This is a genomic window from Olsenella sp. Marseille-QA0557 (assembly GCF_965119725.1).
Lineage (GTDB): Bacteria > Actinomycetota > Coriobacteriia > Coriobacteriales > Atopobiaceae > Coprovicinus > Coprovicinus avistercoris.
Genome location: NZ_CBCPMI010000001.1, coordinates 23,807 through 39,686 on the forward strand (window position 1 = coordinate 23,807; position 15,880 = coordinate 39,686).

Here is a 15,880-nt window from a genome sequence, read left to right on the forward strand (position 1 = left end):
GATGGACACGCTTACTAAATTGGGAATTCTTGCCGAAGCAGCCCGTTTTGATGCAGCTTGCACCTCCTCGGGTGTAAACCGTGGTCCAGCGCCAGGCAAGCTTGGCATCGCTTCAAGTGCAGGATGTTGCCATACTTTTACGGCAGATGGGCGCTGCATTACACTTCTCAAAGTACTCATGAGTAACGCCTGTAGTTACGACTGCGCATATTGCGTTAATCGCAGTTCTGCTTCTTGTGCACGTGCCACGTTCTCTCCACGCGAGCTTGCAGAGCTAACCGTAGATTTTTATAAACGCAACTACATTGAGGGACTTTTTCTCTCTTCAGGCGTCATGGGTTCTCCGGATGCTACCTCGGAGCGCATGCTGGAATGCCTGCGTATTTTACGCAAGGATCTACACTTTGGCGGCTATGTGCATGCAAAGCTCATTCCCGGCACTTCATCCGAGCTCATTCACACCATCGGCCTGTTGGCAGACAGACTTTCTGTCAATCTTGAACTGCCCAGTTCTCATTCGCTTGTTTCTCTCTGTCCAGATAAAACCGCAACAGATATCCTGCAGCCCATGGCGCAGATAAAGCACGAGCGGGATGAGGAAGAGCAATGCTTGTTAGAAGCTAAATCCTCCAAATCGCGCCGTTTGTCTCAAACTTCCTCCGCTGCCGCCCGCCCTGCTCATATTGAACAAGCAGATAAATCTATACATCAGTCATTGGCCTCGGGTACATCGCGCTCATCTTCCAGTAAGGGGCACACAACACGAAGCTACTCTGCCACCAGCGCTATGCTTATGCATGGTTCTGCTCTTGTAATGCGTAAGCACTCACGCGTTGCCGCCTCTCGGCGCACGTTCGCTCCCGCCGGTATGGCAACCCAACTTATTGTTGGCGCTTCTCCCGAAAGTGATAGACATATCCTTACGCTTACTAGCTCTCTTTATCAGTCTTACGACTTAAAACGCGTGTTTTTCTCCGCTTATATTCCTATGTTGTCAGATAATCGCCTTCCGGAGCCTGGCACTCCGGTGCCACTTCGTAGAGAACACCGTCTCTATCAGGCAGACTGGCTAATGCGCTACTACGGCTATGATGCTGATGAATTGGTAACCCCCGAGGCACCTTGGTTAGATCTGGAAGTAGACCCAAAACTCGCGTGGGCGCTGCGCAACATTGATCAGTTTCCTGTTGAGGTTATGGATGCCTCACTGGAGCAGCTTCTTCGTGTACCGGGGATTGGGCCGGTTGGCGCACGGCGCATCGTGGCTGCACGCAGAAGCACACGTCTTGATTTCGAGAGTCTCCGCAAGCTCAACATTACCCTCAAACGAGCTCGTCACTTTCTCACCTGCTCAGGAAAGCGGGATAAGGCATGCCCTCTCGATCCTGAACTTATACGCACAAGGGTGATAGCAGATGCCAAACAAAGTTCATACAACCGTACACGCCGCACGATTGAGTCAGACCAGCTCTCACTCTTCTAGCAGCTCCCTATCAAATACAACCAGATGCGAGCCAACATCTGTACGGGAAGTAGCTCGCAGTATTCAGGAAGCATGTGCATCGGGGATGAATGTCGCGCTTGTCTGTGGTGCTTCCGTTGAAGAACTTCTCTTGACAACCGGTGCTGTCTATTTAGCTCGCCCAGAACACGACGCGGCCGCTATTCGCCTGGTATTACGCGATGCTTGCCAGCCGGCGTTAGGCGAAGCCCTTATCGAAACACCTCCATGTACCTCCGAAGAAGAACTCGCTTTTGCAAAACGTGTTTGGACTGGGTTTGAACATGCTACCGCTGGAAAGGGCGCGCCAAAATCGAATACAAATCTTCGGCACTTTGCCTACGCATGTGCCACGGAAGATGAAACAATGCCCGAGATTGTCCATCGCTACCTGCGCCTGGGATTTCGCGAAGGCCCATCCATTTATGCCAATATCACCAATGCGCATGTGGAGCAGTTTTTATCGCTCGTACGACGCACCTCCAATGAGTGTGAGAAAACGCGCCAATTTGCCCGCTTTACGCAGCAAACCGATGGCTCATTTGTTGCAGCCCTATCCCCCGCTGCCAACACTATCCCTCTGGTCGCCTCATATTTTGCAGCCCGCATGCGTCCAGAGCGCTTTGTCCTTATCGATAAAAAGCGTCGCATCGTTGCGTTTCATGAGCGCAATAGGGCTCGTTGTGCTCTTGCGGCTGTTGAACAATCTTTTATTGAAGAGCTTACTGCATCCAAACACACCTCATCTGAGGAGCAATACATCCAAGCCATGTGGAAGCATTTCTATGATGCCATGGAACTTGAAGGACGTAGAAAAGAGCAGCGCGGCTATGATCTGCGGGTAAGTTGGATGCCCAAGCGCCTTTGGGCAGATTTGCCCGAGCTCTCTGCACTCTCAGATGATCCGGGCACGTTTGTTCCCAAGCGCTATGCAAGTTCTCGTGATTCAGACACGTCCAAATTGAGCGCGCCTATCTCCAATGCATCTTTATCCAAACTGGGGAGTCCTGAACGCAGGCATGCCATAGATTGAAACGTGTTTTTGAATAACGTCTCAAGCAACAGTAGTCCAAAGCGTAGGCTTATGTCTGAAGACACCTTTAGAGACACCTTTAGCTTTGTTGAATTCAAAGCTCCTCGATGAAGCGCTTAGTCTTAGCATTGCAAATCATTCATTTCATCCAAGAGTCGCGAATTCCAGCAAGGGGCTGAGTATGCACCTCAGTATGGCAGTACACGTACCATACACGTGCCATCCCAGGTCGATTGTGGTAATGCGTGCAGCGGCGCGTACGTTGCAAGCATTCGCACGTGCCATTTCACTTCGTTTGTGGTAAGGATTGCGGGGGTGCGCGCCATTTCATAGCGTTTGTGGCAGGGTTTGCTGGCGTGGATGCCACTTCAATTCGATTGTGGTAAGACGCGCAAGCGCGCGTGCCATTTCATAACGATTGTGGTAAGAGTGGCCGGCTCTATGAAGGTGATAAGTGCCACAAACGTGCTTGTGTGGTCGTATTTTGGGGATATGTACCATTTCACATCGATTGAGTACACTCTGGCTTTACCTAAAACGTCCTCGTTTGGTAAAAACAACGCTCTTCTTACCTCAATCGATGTGAAATGGTCTCAAAAACCCTCTTTTACAAGCTCTCTTGCTACTCTCGTTTACCACAAACGTTATGGAATGGTATGCGCAGCTGTACGCTTACCACAAACGTAGCGAAATGGTACACGCAAGCACGCACACGCACGAGCGCGAGCATGTGCCCGCACACCCACGCGGTCACGCACCCGCACCCGCACGCCTTGCCAACAAAAAAGGGGTGCTGAACTGCGTCAACACCCCTGAAACGGGCGGGATTATTTTGAGAGTCCCTCACAATACATTCAGCCGCAATCACAGATGCTCGCGCATGCGGCTGAATGAGCAACAACTAAGTTGTTACAGCCTAGTCCAGATCATCAACATTTACTGGATTTGCATTTGCTGCAGGTGCCGGAGTAGGGCTCACTGCAACTGGCGAAGCGGCACTTGCACGGTAAGAAGTGCTTGCCGAACCATTAGGTGTTGAGAGCACTTCGCTGGGGAATGCCGCATCAGCGTCATCCATAAAGTGCTGCAGCAGTGCCTTGTACTCAGCGCGGAACTCTTCACGGGACTGCTTGAGACGATCAATCTCATCAAGCTCGTTCTGCTTCTCGGCGAGTGCCTGACGGATGACCTCACGTGCCTTCTGATCAGCATCGGTACGAATCTGATCGGCTGCTTCACGAGCCTCTGCAACCATGCGATCGGCACTCTGCTGGGCAACGATAAGAACCTTGGAGATCTGGCTCTCAGAAGCACCCAGATCATTGCTCGGTGCAGGAGCAAGAGCTGCAGGCTGGCCAGCATCTTGCAGCTGAGCAATTTGAGCCTGTGCGGCAGCAAGCTGCTGCTCAGAAGTATTCAGACGCCCCTTAAGATCGGCGATCTTCTGAAGCATGGCGCTAACTTCCTCAGTCAGCTGCTCAAGGAAAGCATCCACCTCCTCAGTATCATAGCCGTGCTTGGATGGGGAGAAGGTGAGCTGTTCGATATCAGTTGGAGTAATTGCCATGTCTTTCCCTTTCCAGTTGAAACGGCGCGGAATACACCTTGGACCTCATGGTTCAGATGAGTATACCCACAACGAGCTGTTGGACGACACCAAGCACCACAACAGCAATAACAGGACTGAAGTCAATACCAGCGATAGCTGGAATAAACCGACGAAAAATAGAGAGATAGGGTTCAACTATCTGTGCAAGGACTGAGCTTATATCATCAATAAGACCACCTGGCTTGCGCGGAATCCACGAAGCAATGCACCACAGAACAATGAGCAGCTCATAAAAGTTGAGCAGTGCAATCACAACGCTTACGAACGAGTACATGTCTTAAAGAACCCTCTCTGTCTAGTTTTACTCGCGAACGATAGTGCCGTCTGCAACGAGCTTATCAATATCAGACTGGGATAGTTCACGACCTGCGGGCAAAACTACAAAACACCGATCTCCCAACTCCTCAATAGCGCCACCTACGCCGCAGGCGAGGCCGGCGCAGAAGTCGAAGATGCGCTTTGCAGCATCAATGTTGGTAGTACGGAACGAAAGAACTACCGGCTGATTAGTGCGCACGCGACGCACAACAGACTGCACATCATCGTAAGATTGCGGCTTCAATACATACGCAGGAAGCTGGCTTGAGCTTGGGCGAGGCACTGCCGTAAGCTGATGATCTTCATGCTTCACTGGCTTCTCTTCAATGGAAGCCGGTGTATAGCTGCGTGTGGGTGTGGGAGTATACCGCCTCGGTGAAGGAGCTTCATCATAATGACGAGATGACTCCGAGTAGGAATAGCTCTCGCGTGCAGCTCCCATACTCTCAGAGTGACCAGCGCCATTTCCTCCCAGAGGACGGCCAGAGCGTGTATAGACAGAGACGCTGTCTGCCTCAGGGCGAGGCGTATTGCCTAACAAGCCGCTGGAGTGAGGTTCCTCTTCACGGCGACCAGACTCATCGTAATCGTCATACTCGTCGTACTCATCATATTCATCGTACTCGTCATCGTAATAGCCATTGTCAGCAGAATCGATACCGAGCCTGTCTTTTAGTGTGTCGAGAAAACTCATTGCTCCCTCCTCCTTTCAAACCGGCTGCAGCCACCGGCGCACCGTTATTGTTTGCCCAAAGACTGATAGCCGGGGTCAAAGGCAACTCTTCCAAGCCTAACCAGCGTTGAGCCCTCTTCGATTGCGATCTCGAAATCATCACTCATTCCGCAGGAAAGTGTTGCAAGTTCAAGCCCGGTAGCGTCTCGCATCCGCTCAGCAAGCTCTCTCAGGCCAGAAAAAGTACGCCGGGCAGCATCTGGATTATGGGCAGGAGCCATCGTCATAAGGCCTTCAACAGAGATACCTTCGAGCTCCATAAGACGCGGAAGCGCATCGAAAGCCTCCTGTGGCGTAAATCCCGACTTGCTCTCTTCTCCAGAAACATTGACTTCTAAAAGCACTCTGCTTACAACCTCGTGCACCTGAGAACGCAAAGCGACGGCCTGAGCCAGATGTTCAGATGAAATGGAATGAATAAGGCGAACTTTACCCACCACAAGATTGATCTTGTTCGTTTGCAAGTTGCCAATCATATCGAAGCTTGCCTGTGCTGCAGCAAGCTCATCTGAAAGTTCGCTCAGCTTCTTCTTAAGCTCCTGAGGTCTATTTTCTGCAAAATGACGCCATCCAGCTTGTAAAGCCGCACGAACTTGATCTGCACCAACAGTCTTGGAGACCGCTACCAACGAGATGTCTTGAGGGTCTCGCCCAGCTCGCTGCGCTGCATTGCAGATACGTTCAAGAATTTCTTCACGGCGGCGAACTGAAAACTGCTCATACGATTCTGTTGTAGTCATATTTGCTCGCCTCCTTCAGAGATATCAAGCGTATTTCTTGTCGCATCTGTTCAAACAGACATGTTGTTGTTACCCCATGGCTCCATTGGGCGACACGAGCGCTGCTATAGCACCATGACGTCCACAGGTACCCGCCTCTGCTCTATACGAATAGAACTTGTCGGTATGACTGGGTGTGGACAGGTTGGAAACAAGTATTTGATCTGAGGTAATCCCCTCGTCTTCAAGCGCAATACGAATAGCCTCCGCCAAGCAGAGATAGTTGCCTTGCGCATGCGTTCTTACGCGTGGACCAAACTCAGCAACAAATCTTCCAAGCAATTCTTTTGATACCTCATAGTCTTCAGCACCAATATGAGGACCCACATACGCAAGAACCTCTGATGGTTGAGAGGCAGTCTCAGAGAGCAGAACACGCGCTGCTTTTCCCGCAATTTTTGCCATAGTGCCACGCCACCCTGAATGAATCACTGCAAATCCATTCGGGGTGACCAAAATAACGGGAACACAGTCTGCAAAACACATGAGAACAGGTACGTCAGAAGCAACACAGACAACAGCATCGCATCCTTGCGCCACCTCATCCCGTACGCGTGCAAGCTCATGGCTCTCTGAACTGTGAATAACACAAACGTTATCTCCATGCACCTGGTTTGGAACAATAAGGTTATCCTCAAACTCAGACAAACCCATTGCCGTAAGAACACGCCTGCGGTTTTCTTCTACCGCACCAAGATCGTCTCCTACATGAGCTCCCAGATTAAGACTTGCGTATGGCACAGACGAAACGCCACCCATACGCTCTGAAAAGGCAAGCGAAACCCCGCAGGGACGACGCCAGTCGCCCAGCAGGGTTACACCTTCACAGGTTCTCTCTGTAAGCTCAGGAAACATCTTAGGAACGACTACGCCTGAGGAACTCAGGGATATCGAAGTCGTTATTTCCGCCGCCGAAGCCCGAATTGGAGCTCGAGCTTGAAGATGCGGGCTTAGAGCTTGTATGAGACGGCGCATGGGAAGTCATGTTAGAAGACGGACGCGATGGAGCTGCCTTCAGGCCTGCATCGAACGAAGTCTGTGCATTTGAAGTGTTAAATCCAGTGGCAATAACGGTTACGCGCACCTGATCGCCAAGCGACTCATCCACAACAGTACCGAAGATGATATTTGCATCCGGATCAACATTTGAAGCAACCAGATCAGCGGCGTCGTTGATCTCTTGGATACCCAGATCTTTATTGCCTGCGATGGAGAGCAGTACGCGTGTAGCACCATCGATGGAGCTCTCCAGCAGAGGACTGGAGATGGCCTCCTGTGCTGCATCAGCAGCACGGTTATCGCTTGAAGCAATACCAATACCCATCATGGCTGTACCGGCACCACGCATAACGGTGCACACATCGGCAAAGTCGAGGTTGATAAGGCCCGGAACCGTAATGAGATCGGTGATACCTTGAGTGCCCTGGCACAGCACGTCGTCTGCCATACGGAAGGCCTCGAGCATCGTGGTCTTCTTCTCAGAGATGGAAAGCAGGCGATCATTAGGAATAACAATGAGGGTATCCACCGCATCGGAAAGGGTACTAATGCCATCTGCAGCGGCATTGGCACGCTTACGACCCTCAAACGAGAAGGGCTTAGTAACAACCGCAACCGTAAGTGCACCAACGTCGTTCTTAGCGATGTCTGCTACAACAGGAGCAGCGCCGGTACCCGTACCGCCGCCCTCGCCAGCAGTAATGAAGACCATGTCTGCACCAGCAAGCGCCTGCTTGATATCGTCACGGCTTTCCTCGGCGGCTTGTGCACCCACCTCAGGATTGGCGCCAGCTCCAAGACCCTTGGTAATATCGGTACCAATGTGTACCTTGATGTCTGCGTCAGAGATGGCAAGAGCCTGTGCATCAGTGTTGATAGCCACAAACTCGACACCGCGGATGCCTTCTTCAATCATGCGGTTAACCGCGTTGGTGCCGCCACCGCCCACGCCGACGACCTTAATGACGGCGAGATAGTTGCTCGGGATGTCGGTGTCGTTCATGGTTCCTCCTTGCGTGGTTTTTGTCGCGTGTATCGCACTGTGTGACGACTTAGAACGCCTACGCGACGCTGTGCTACGTGCTTTGTGTGTCTTTGCTACCATGTCTCAACCCTCAAGCTCAAGTTAAACTCGATGTATTGGGTAAAGCGATTTATGTTGACACACTTATCGCTCAATTACCAGTAAAAATTGAAAAAAGTATGTTTTTGCAGGTAAATAATGCCATTTACAGCAGTTCAAACCCTGAAGTTTAAGGTTAGTCTTTCAAAATTCCTGCAGAAATATCCCTCAACCTTCTAGATCTTTCCTATAAAAAGCCTCTATCCCGCCGAGAGTGAGGGATCGATTTCTGCAGAAGATCCTCCGGAACTCTCATTGGTAGAGCTCTCGTTACTTGACTCATCCTCTTGTGAGGTGTCATCAGATTCATCTTCTGAATTTGTCTCAGAATTCGATGAGGTATTACTGCTGTCTTGGTTGGCAGTGGTCTCATCGTTATTGTCAGTAGTCTCTTCATCTTCGTTGAGTACGCGCGCTCCCGAACCAGCCACAACATTATCAGCAGAGATGGAACGATAGCTCGGACTTGATGGAACACGAACATTTATATAGGTAACCTGATTGGGATGTTCGGCAAGGATCTGCGTAATAATCCGCTCCTTGGCGTTGATATCAGTTGCATTGCCAAGAGAAACCTCAACACCGTTGGTGAGGGTGCAGGCAATAGCATCAACACTTGTGGCAGAGAAGCTCGAAATCTGAGAGCGGAAATCTTCCGAGAATCCATTGAGATACTCCAGAACAGCAAGGATGGTATCATCCGTTACCTCAGCCCCTGCCTGTGGAGAAACCGATGATGGAACATCGGTAATAAGCAAGCAACCCAACTCAGATGCACGCTCAAGCGCAACCTCTTCTGCAGAACGTTTGTCAGACGTATTGAGCTGAACAGGTTCTATCCAAACACCATCGGATCCCAAACACCAGGCCGCATCACCAGAGCCCATCAGAACAATGGCGCCCACTTCACGTTCGGTTACCACAATGCGTAAACGATCTGGGAACTCTCGAATTATTTTTACAGAACCAACCCACGGATTGCGCTGCACATTCGCCGTTATCTCGCCAGTATTGAGGTTGAGAAGCGTTGTTCCTTCCTCTACTTCGGCGAGACGAGCAATAGTTTCTGCATTTACATGTTCAGTTGAATCTGCATCAATTGCTGTAATGACAAACACAGGAAGCTGCGACAAAACGAGCAATGCAACCAATCCCACCACGGCAAGGGCAGCTACGCCAGCCGCAATGAGTGCGGGCATAGGAATGCCTGTTGAGGCGGACTTTCTGTTCTTGTCACGGTTGCCCAAAAAGCCTTTACCACCACCGGACCCACCGGGCGTGTTCAAACGTTTCTTTTTTTGAGAAGTGCCAAGCCCAGCTGTTCCCGATCTACGAGATGTCGCCCCTGAAGTGGACTGACGTAACCTCGCGCGGTCCTTATCTGAGGCTGTATTCCTACGTAAACGAGCCGAGGAATTTGACTTCTGGCTGAAGCTCAATGCCATAGTCTTCTTTCACCCTTTGGAACATCTGGCGCATCACTGCAAGCGCATCCTGAGCTGTAGCGCCACCATTATTGACAATAAAGTTTGCATGTATATCTGAGATTTGCGCACCGCCAACGAAATATCCCTTAAGGCCACATGATTCAAGCAGTTTTCCCACCGATTGTCCTGGTGGGTTGCGGAAGACCGATCCACAGCTCGGCTTTCCTGTAGGCTGTGTGCGATGACGCGCCTGCAATCTCCTGTTCATCTCTCGAGAAATACTCTCGCGATCAGACGGCGTAAGCGCCAGTGTGGCTTCCAGAATAATCTCGTTAGCAGGAATTGAAGTTTTGCGATACTCCCATGCAATCTCAGATGCATCGTAACGTACCAGACCATGACCGGGACGCAGCGTTACCACATCGCTCACTACGCTCCCGATCCATTCGTGTGCAGTTCCTGCATTCATTGAAACCGCTCCACCAACGCAGCCTGGTATGCCAACACAGCATTCAAGGCCTGCAAGGGAACGTTTGAGCACCTCTCCCACCAGGCGAGCGAGAACGACGCCAGCACCTGCGGTTACGATGCCATCTCCTGCATCAGAACTAATGCGTGAAAAATCACGACCAAGGGTTATAACGCATCCGTTATAACCCTGATCGCTCACCAATACATTGGAGCCTTTACCAAGAATGACCCATTCCACACCCTCACGACTTAACACATCAATTGTCCGCGTAAGAGCTGTCGTTGTATTCGCGCGGACATAGAGTGCGGCAGGACCACCGATACGCCATGAGGTATGACGACTCATGCGCTCTTCTCTGAGCACCTCTCCATCAATTGCGCCTGAGAGCGCAACATAGGCATTAAACAGGCTCACCGAGCCGCTTCCTCCTTCTCAAGACGCTCACGAAGCGCATCAATAATCTGTGGTCCAATAGCAGTAACATCACCTGCACCCTGCGTAATGAGCAGATCGCCAGGCTGTAACTCGTCACAAAGTGCATCGATGAGCTCATGGCGATTGGGAATGTAGCGAACAGAAGACACCTTTCCTCGCTGGGCTACAGCGCTCGCTACCGTCCTACCAGAGACACCCGGAATCGGCATTTCCCCTGCTGAGAAAACATCCATAACAAAAAGAATGTCAGCATCGTCAAAAGCGGTGCCAAATTCTTGTGCAAGCATTTGTGTACGAGAATAACGGTGGGGCTGGAAACACTCAACCACACGCGAGAAGTCCAATTGAGCTGCTGCTTTTAGTGTGGCAGCTATCTCGGTAGGATGATGACCATAGTCATCTACCACCGTAATACCTGCAATATCTCCAACATGCGTAAAGCGTCGATGTGCACCACGAAACGCTGAAAGAGCCTGAGCAGCTTGCTTAACATCAAACTCAAGTATGTCTGCCACTGCAAGGGCAGCTGTTGCGTTCACCAGATTATGAACGCCAGGATTTGCTGAAAGCACAACCTCAACCGAGGCACCCGATGGTGTTGTAACCGTGCAGCTGGTACGAAGCCCTGGACCAGCCGATGCGGGAGCACAGACATAATCACAGGCAGAAGAGATGCCATAGGTCACGAAACGAGCGCCACATCTCTGCGCTACGTTCAGTGCGCGTTCATCATCGCCGCAGACAACCACACAGCCCTTATCGCCAACAAGTGCCATGAACTTCTCAAAAGCACGCTCAACATTTTCGATTGAGCCATAGTGATCGAGATGGTCGGCCTCTACATTAGTTACGACTGCAATTGAAGGCGTGAGATACAAAAATGATCCGTCTGATTCATCCGCCTCACAGACAAAATAGCCACCTTTGCCATCCCGCCCATTGGTGGCATATTCCTCAACAATGCCACCAATCAAAAATGAGGGGTCGGCACCAAGATGATCAAGCATTGAAGCAATCATGGAAGAGGTAGTGGTTTTACCGTGTGTGCCGGCAACGGCAACCTCACTAAATCCAGATCCCAACGCTGCTAGCATCTTTGCACGAGGCCATACCTCAATACCAAGCTCGCGTGCCCTAATAACCTCAGGATTGGTTTCGGGAATAGCCGAAGAGGTTACTACCACGTCAGGGTTTGTTTCATCGATTGTGGCTGCATCGTGGCCAATGTGTACATCAACACCAGCTTCTTCGAGCTCACGCACATAGCGAGATGCCTTCAAATCAGAACCGGTAACGGTGCATCCGCGCTCATGTAGAACAAGCGCGATACCGCTCATACCAGCTCCACCTATACCAATGAAGTGAGCACTGTCAAAAGGAAGTGCAGCTTTAGCCTCAGCCATAGGTGAGACTCCCTTCGATGTTTGTCATGAGATGCCAAATTTTGGCCGTGATATATCACTTTATCGCATCAGTATTGGATGGAGTGTCTGGAACCACACTCTCCACTTGGTCTGCGAGAGCTTCTGCAGCTCTATCTTGTGCAAGACTACGAGCCGCCTCACGCATCTCCTCTCTCGCCTGAGGACTGTCGAGAAGCTCAAGAAGCTCTGACGAAAACACCGGAGAATCAAGTTCATCATCTGGCACGAGACGCGCAGCTCCACAATCCACTAGATAGTGAGCATTTGTGGTTTGATGATCCGCGGTTGCAAAGGGATACGGCACCAGAATGGAAGGAACCGCAAGTGCAGCAATCTCTGCCACCGAAGAAGCGCCGGCGCGTGAAACCACCAAATCTGCTGCAGCAAGCATAGCTCCCATATCAGAGATGTAGGGAACCACGTTCCACCGATGCTGCTCCTCATCAGAGAGTTGAAGCTCGCTCAGTGCCTCATCATATCCATCCGCTCCAGTGGAATGGATAACATGCACATCCGGACGAGAAAGAATGTCCGCTTTCAGCGAAGCGAGAGCTTTATTGAGATGCGCTGCTCCCAAGCTTCCGCCAAATACCAGCAAGAGACGTTCCTCATCGCTTATGCCCAACTGCTCACGTGCAGCCCCACGCTCGGCAGAAATCACGCTCGAGCGCACGGGATTGCCCGTTACCACCAACGATGCTCCCTGAGAAACAAGCGGCTTAAAAACATCAAGCGCATGAGGAAAGGCGACGCAGATAGTATTTGCTATGCGTGCTGAAACTTTGTTAGCCAAACCGGGTGCAGAGTTTTGCTCGTGAATAACACAAGGGACCCGATGGGCGTGACACCACTCGATAAGCGGCAGCTCCACGTAAGCACCGAAACCTACAGCAACATCAGGTAAACCCACTTGAGCAAAGCGGCGTCCAAGTGTTCGGCGAGCAGCAGCAATACGCACAAGGGAGGACACCAATGTCCAAGGCCTTGAGCGGTCAAACCCCGTAACCGTTATTGGTACAAAATCGAAACCCGCTTCCGGAACAAGACGCGCCTCAAGACGTGTAGGTTGCCCATAAAACGTTACATGATGTCCGCGATTGCGGAGCTCCTCGGCAAGCGCAAGGGCGGGATTAACATGTCCGGCAGTACCACCGGCTGCGATAGCAATTTCTAGCGAGTGAGAAGACAAGATCTGCTACCTCCTACCTATCAAACCGAGAAGATCTGTTGTTGGAACTGTTACGCGATGACCTTGAAGGCCTCAATCTATCGTAGGCACCGCGTCCAAGATCTATGCGATTGCGACTCGTATTCCCTCCTGACACGAGCGTTAAGCCTCGTGGTCGCATGCTCGGTACGCCACCTTGATTCTGAGAAGTGCTTGGCGATGTTGGCGCTACACCAAGTTGACTTCTCCTCCGATCATGCACGGTTTCAGGAAGATTACTCGCCCGGGATACCGATATTATGAAGCCCACGAGCATCAAACAACTCATTATTGAAGATCCACCATATGAGATAAACGGCAAAGGTTTGCCTGTCATAGGAGTAATGCCCAATATGCCGCAGACATTTACCAAAAATTGGAAGCCAATGAGCGTTGTGCACCCCGCAGCAATAAGACGCCCCGACAGATCGGATGCATAGCGTGCAATGCGCATGCCCGCCCAGATAAACAGCGCAAACAATCCAACAACAGCGAGGGTTCCCACGAGTCCACATTCCTCACCAATAACTGCAAAAATAAAATCATTGTGAGCCTCGGGCAGATAGGAATATTTCTGACGAGAAAGGCCTATGCCCACGCCAAAGAGTCCTCCATTTCCAAAGGCGTAGAGACCCTGATTGAGCTGGTAGCCCGCACCATAAGGGTCGGCCTGTGGATTGAGCGCGGTGAGCACACGGCTTCGTGAATAATCATCGCCCAAAATGAGGACGAGCAAAAATGCGCCGCCAAGGCCAAGAACGAGCATGATATACCGCAGAGGCACGCCTGCAAGATAGGCCATCACAAGGAGCGTAACAACCAAAATAATGGTTGTGCCCTTATCGGGCTGTATCAAGATGAGGCCGAGCGGAAGCACCACACCAAATGCCAAATAAAGAAGCATCTTTGAAGAGGAGTAATCATGCTCTTCAAAGAAATGCTGAGCGATATTGGCCGCTGCAAGCACTACAACGATCTTTGAAAACTCAGAAGGCTGAATGCTTATGCCAGCTATTTCTATCCACCGAACAGCTCCTTTGGTAGCAACACCTGTAGCTGCAGTAAAGAGCAGAAGCGCTATTGCAATCGCCCAGATAACGAGCAGCAAATGCTGACTCCAGAGGTGGTAATCGGTTTTAGCCAAAATAATCGCAGCCACAACACCAACAGCCGTGGTCAATACTTGGCGTTTAAAGTAGTAGGCAGCATCTCCGGTGCTTGTAAGCGCCTCTACGGAGCTTGCTGAATACACCATGAGAAGACCAAAGGCCACCAACAGCACGGTGGCAACAATGAGCATGATGCGCGGCTGCATAAAGCGAGCAGGTACTACATGTTCGCGAGAGCGGCCTGTTGTAGATCTACCACCAATGGCCATTTATTTGCTCTCCTTATCAGCAAGATCCTGCGCAACCAAAGCCTTAAAACGCTCACCGCGCTCCTCAAAACAAGAAAACTCATCAAATGACGAGCACGCTGGAGAAAGCAGCACCGTTTCGCCTGCATTAGCAAGAGAGCGTGCAAGCTCATAGGCATCCTGCATATGAGCAGCTTCATACACTTCAAGATTTCCGTGCTCACAAGCGTTTTCCTCTCGAAAAGCCTGAGCTATACGAGAGCCCGCTTCACCATAGCAAACAGCCACACGACAGGTTGCAACCACATCGCGAGCAAGAGATGCTAGCTCGGTTCCTTTATCATGTCCGCCTGCAAGCAATACGATTGTGCCTGGAGCAAAAGCAGTAAGGGCCTTAGATGTTGCATCCACATTGGTGGCTTTTGAATCATTGACGTAGCGTACGCCATCAAGTTCACCACAAGGCTCGATACGATGCTCAAGTGGTTGAAATGCACAAAGACCCGACCGAACATCCTGAGGAGTAACACCTGCTTCCAAAGCAAGCGCTGCAGCAGCAAGTGCATTTTGATAGTTATGAACGCCTGCAATAGCAAGCTGGTTGGCGCTCACCAGCTTATGTGTGTCGCCATCGAGACGAACTACTAACATCTCACCGTCTAAATAGGCAGCACAGCTTCCACCAGGATCACCAGTCACATCCAGCGTGCATACACGCACACCACGCTCGTTAAGGCTGTTTGCTATGGAGCGACAGTACTCATCAGAATTGGAGATAACTGCCAAATCGCCGGCGTTCATATTTTGGAAGATACGTGCCTTTGCCGCGGCATAGTTGTCCATGGTCTTGTGCCACGCCAAATGGTCGGGCGTAATATTGAGAAGACAGGCAGCAACAGGATGGAATGCCTGCGTTGTTGCAAGCTGATAGCTGGAAAGCTCGGCAACAAGCCACTCGCCCGCTTGACGCTCTTCCACCTCAGTTATGGCTAGTTTGCCGATATTGCCCACAGCTTCTGCCACAAAACCACCAGCGCGCAACAGGTCGCGCACAAGCGTCGTAGTCGTGGTTTTACCGTTGGTACCTGTAATAGCAAGCCATCTAGAAGGGCTTTCCCGCCAGGCGAATTCTGGCTCAGAAATAACTTCTTTCGAACAAGCTTTGGCAGCAAGAAAGAACGGAGAAAACTCCGAGATGCCAGGTGAGGCTACCGTAAGGTCATAAGAGCCTTCAACTGCCTCGGTGCCCAAAACAACAGTACAACCCATCTCTTGAAGAGCACGCGTCTCATCATTTGCTTGAGAAGTTTTCCCACCAAAAACTGTCACACTGGAAATACGCGTACCCAAACGCTTGGCAAGATACCTTGCCACCGCTTGTCCGGTTGATCCCAGTCCTAACACACACGTATTTCCGAGTGCAGTAACCCTACTCGTGGCAGAACTATCTTGAAACTCCATAG

14 protein-coding genes are annotated in these 15,880 nt (G+C 51.0%); 2 read left to right on the forward strand and 12 right to left on the reverse strand.

Annotated elements, in window-relative coordinates; translation table 11 throughout:
- The first annotated feature begins 1 nt into the window (after nucleotide 1).
- Together ACQY6Y_RS00120 and ACQY6Y_RS00125 are read left to right on the forward strand one after the other, a co-directional pair.
- A complete protein-coding gene (locus tag ACQY6Y_RS00120) occupies nucleotides 2–1,483 on the forward strand; it encodes a putative DNA modification/repair radical SAM protein (protein ID WP_428378281.1) in 1,482 nt (493 codons plus the stop codon).
- An 85-nt stretch (nucleotides 1,484–1,568) separates the two neighbouring features.
- Complete coding sequence (locus tag ACQY6Y_RS00125; RefSeq protein ID WP_428378282.1) at nucleotides 1,569–2,534, forward strand: TIGR03915 family putative DNA repair protein; 966 nt, start codon at nucleotides 1,569–1,571, stop codon at nucleotides 2,532–2,534.
- 916 nt (nucleotides 2,535–3,450) lie between these two features.
- Here the strand turns inward: ACQY6Y_RS00125 and ACQY6Y_RS00130 are convergent.
- From ACQY6Y_RS00130 to murD, 12 genes are all read right to left on the reverse strand, one after another.
- Complete coding sequence (locus ACQY6Y_RS00130; RefSeq protein WP_428378283.1) at nucleotides 3,451–4,101, reverse strand: DivIVA domain-containing protein; 651 nt, start codon at nucleotides 4,099–4,101, stop codon at nucleotides 3,451–3,453.
- Between the two features lie 52 nt (nucleotides 4,102–4,153).
- Nucleotides 4,154–4,417 carry a YggT family protein gene (locus ACQY6Y_RS00135; protein WP_428378284.1) on the reverse strand — a complete coding sequence of 88 codons (264 nt, stop codon included), beginning with the start codon at nucleotides 4,415–4,417 and terminating at the stop codon, nucleotides 4,154–4,156.
- A gap of 27 nt (nucleotides 4,418–4,444) precedes the next feature.
- Nucleotides 4,445–5,155: a cell division protein SepF gene (locus ACQY6Y_RS00140; protein WP_428378285.1), complete on the reverse strand. Its 711-nt coding sequence runs from the start codon at nucleotides 5,153–5,155 to the stop codon at nucleotides 4,445–4,447.
- A 44-nt stretch (nucleotides 5,156–5,199) separates the two neighbouring features.
- Nucleotides 5,200–5,934: a YggS family pyridoxal phosphate-dependent enzyme gene (locus tag ACQY6Y_RS00145; protein WP_428378286.1), complete on the reverse strand. Its 735-nt coding sequence runs from the start codon at nucleotides 5,932–5,934 to the stop codon at nucleotides 5,200–5,202.
- Nucleotides 5,935–6,003: 69 nt separating this feature from the next.
- Nucleotides 6,004–6,828, reverse strand: coding sequence for a polyphenol oxidase family protein (locus ACQY6Y_RS00150; RefSeq protein ID WP_428378287.1), 825 nt, complete (start codon nucleotides 6,826–6,828; stop codon nucleotides 6,004–6,006).
- A 1-nt stretch (nucleotide 6,829) separates the two neighbouring features.
- Entirely contained in the window at nucleotides 6,830–7,975 is a 1,146-nt protein-coding gene (gene ftsZ / locus ACQY6Y_RS00155) for a cell division protein FtsZ (RefSeq protein ID WP_428378288.1), read from the reverse strand.
- A gap of 320 nt (nucleotides 7,976–8,295) precedes the next feature.
- A complete protein-coding gene (locus ACQY6Y_RS00160) occupies nucleotides 8,296–9,540 on the reverse strand; it encodes a cell division protein FtsQ/DivIB (RefSeq protein WP_428378289.1) in 1,245 nt (414 codons plus the stop codon).
- Nucleotides 9,491–10,408: a UDP-N-acetylmuramate dehydrogenase gene (gene murB, locus ACQY6Y_RS00165; RefSeq protein WP_428378290.1), complete on the reverse strand. Its 918-nt coding sequence runs from the start codon at nucleotides 10,406–10,408 to the stop codon at nucleotides 9,491–9,493. Before murB ends, ACQY6Y_RS00160 begins: the two co-directional genes overlap by 50 nt.
- Nucleotides 10,405–11,832 carry a UDP-N-acetylmuramate--L-alanine ligase gene (gene murC, locus ACQY6Y_RS00170; protein WP_428378291.1) on the reverse strand — a complete coding sequence of 476 codons (1,428 nt, stop codon included), beginning with the start codon at nucleotides 11,830–11,832 and terminating at the stop codon, nucleotides 10,405–10,407. The genes murB and murC overlap by 4 nt, the downstream gene beginning before the upstream one ends.
- 55 nt (nucleotides 11,833–11,887) lie before the next feature.
- Nucleotides 11,888–13,045 carry an undecaprenyldiphospho-muramoylpentapeptide beta-N-acetylglucosaminyltransferase gene (gene murG / locus ACQY6Y_RS00175; RefSeq protein WP_428379925.1) on the reverse strand — a complete coding sequence of 386 codons (1,158 nt, stop codon included), beginning with the start codon at nucleotides 13,043–13,045 and terminating at the stop codon, nucleotides 11,888–11,890.
- A 10-nt stretch (nucleotides 13,046–13,055) separates the two neighbouring features.
- On the reverse strand, nucleotides 13,056–14,438 hold the full coding sequence (ftsW, locus tag ACQY6Y_RS00180; RefSeq protein WP_428378292.1) for a putative lipid II flippase FtsW: 1,383 nt from the start codon (nucleotides 14,436–14,438) through the stop codon (nucleotides 13,056–13,058).
- Nucleotides 14,439–15,878: a UDP-N-acetylmuramoyl-L-alanine--D-glutamate ligase gene (gene murD, locus ACQY6Y_RS00185; RefSeq protein WP_428378293.1), complete on the reverse strand. Its 1,440-nt coding sequence runs from the start codon at nucleotides 15,876–15,878 to the stop codon at nucleotides 14,439–14,441.
- Nucleotides 15,879–15,880: the final 2 nt, after the last annotated feature.

Excerpts from the sequence above, each read along its gene's own strand:
- ACQY6Y_RS00120 (WP_428378281.1), top strand. The coding sequence starts at position 2 with ATGGACACGCTTACTAAATTGGGAATTCTTGCCGAAGCAGCCCGTTTT.
- ACQY6Y_RS00125 (WP_428378282.1), top strand. The coding sequence starts at position 1,569 with ATGAATGTCGCGCTTGTCTGTGGTGCTTCCGTTGAAGAACTTCTCTTG.
- ACQY6Y_RS00130 (WP_428378283.1), bottom strand. The coding sequence starts at position 4,101 with ATGGCAATTACTCCAACTGATATCGAACAGCTCACCTTCTCCCCATCC.
- ACQY6Y_RS00135 (WP_428378284.1), bottom strand. The coding sequence starts at position 4,417 with ATGTACTCGTTCGTAAGCGTTGTGATTGCACTGCTCAACTTTTATGAG.
- ACQY6Y_RS00140 (WP_428378285.1), bottom strand. The coding sequence starts at position 5,155 with ATGAGTTTTCTCGACACACTAAAAGACAGGCTCGGTATCGATTCTGCT.
- ACQY6Y_RS00145 (WP_428378286.1), bottom strand. The coding sequence starts at position 5,934 with ATGACTACAACAGAATCGTATGAGCAGTTTTCAGTTCGCCGCCGTGAA.
- ACQY6Y_RS00150 (WP_428378287.1), bottom strand. The coding sequence starts at position 6,828 with ATGTTTCCTGAGCTTACAGAGAGAACCTGTGAAGGTGTAACCCTGCTG.
- ftsZ (WP_428378288.1), bottom strand. The coding sequence starts at position 7,975 with ATGAACGACACCGACATCCCGAGCAACTATCTCGCCGTCATTAAGGTC.
- ACQY6Y_RS00160 (WP_428378289.1), bottom strand. The coding sequence starts at position 9,540 with ATGGCATTGAGCTTCAGCCAGAAGTCAAATTCCTCGGCTCGTTTACGT.
- murC (WP_428378291.1), bottom strand. The coding sequence starts at position 11,832 with ATGGCTGAGGCTAAAGCTGCACTTCCTTTTGACAGTGCTCACTTCATT.
- ftsW (WP_428378292.1), bottom strand. The coding sequence starts at position 14,438 with ATGGCCATTGGTGGTAGATCTACAACAGGCCGCTCTCGCGAACATGTA.
- murD (WP_428378293.1), bottom strand. The coding sequence starts at position 15,878 with ATGGAGTTTCAAGATAGTTCTGCCACGAGTAGGGTTACTGCACTCGGA.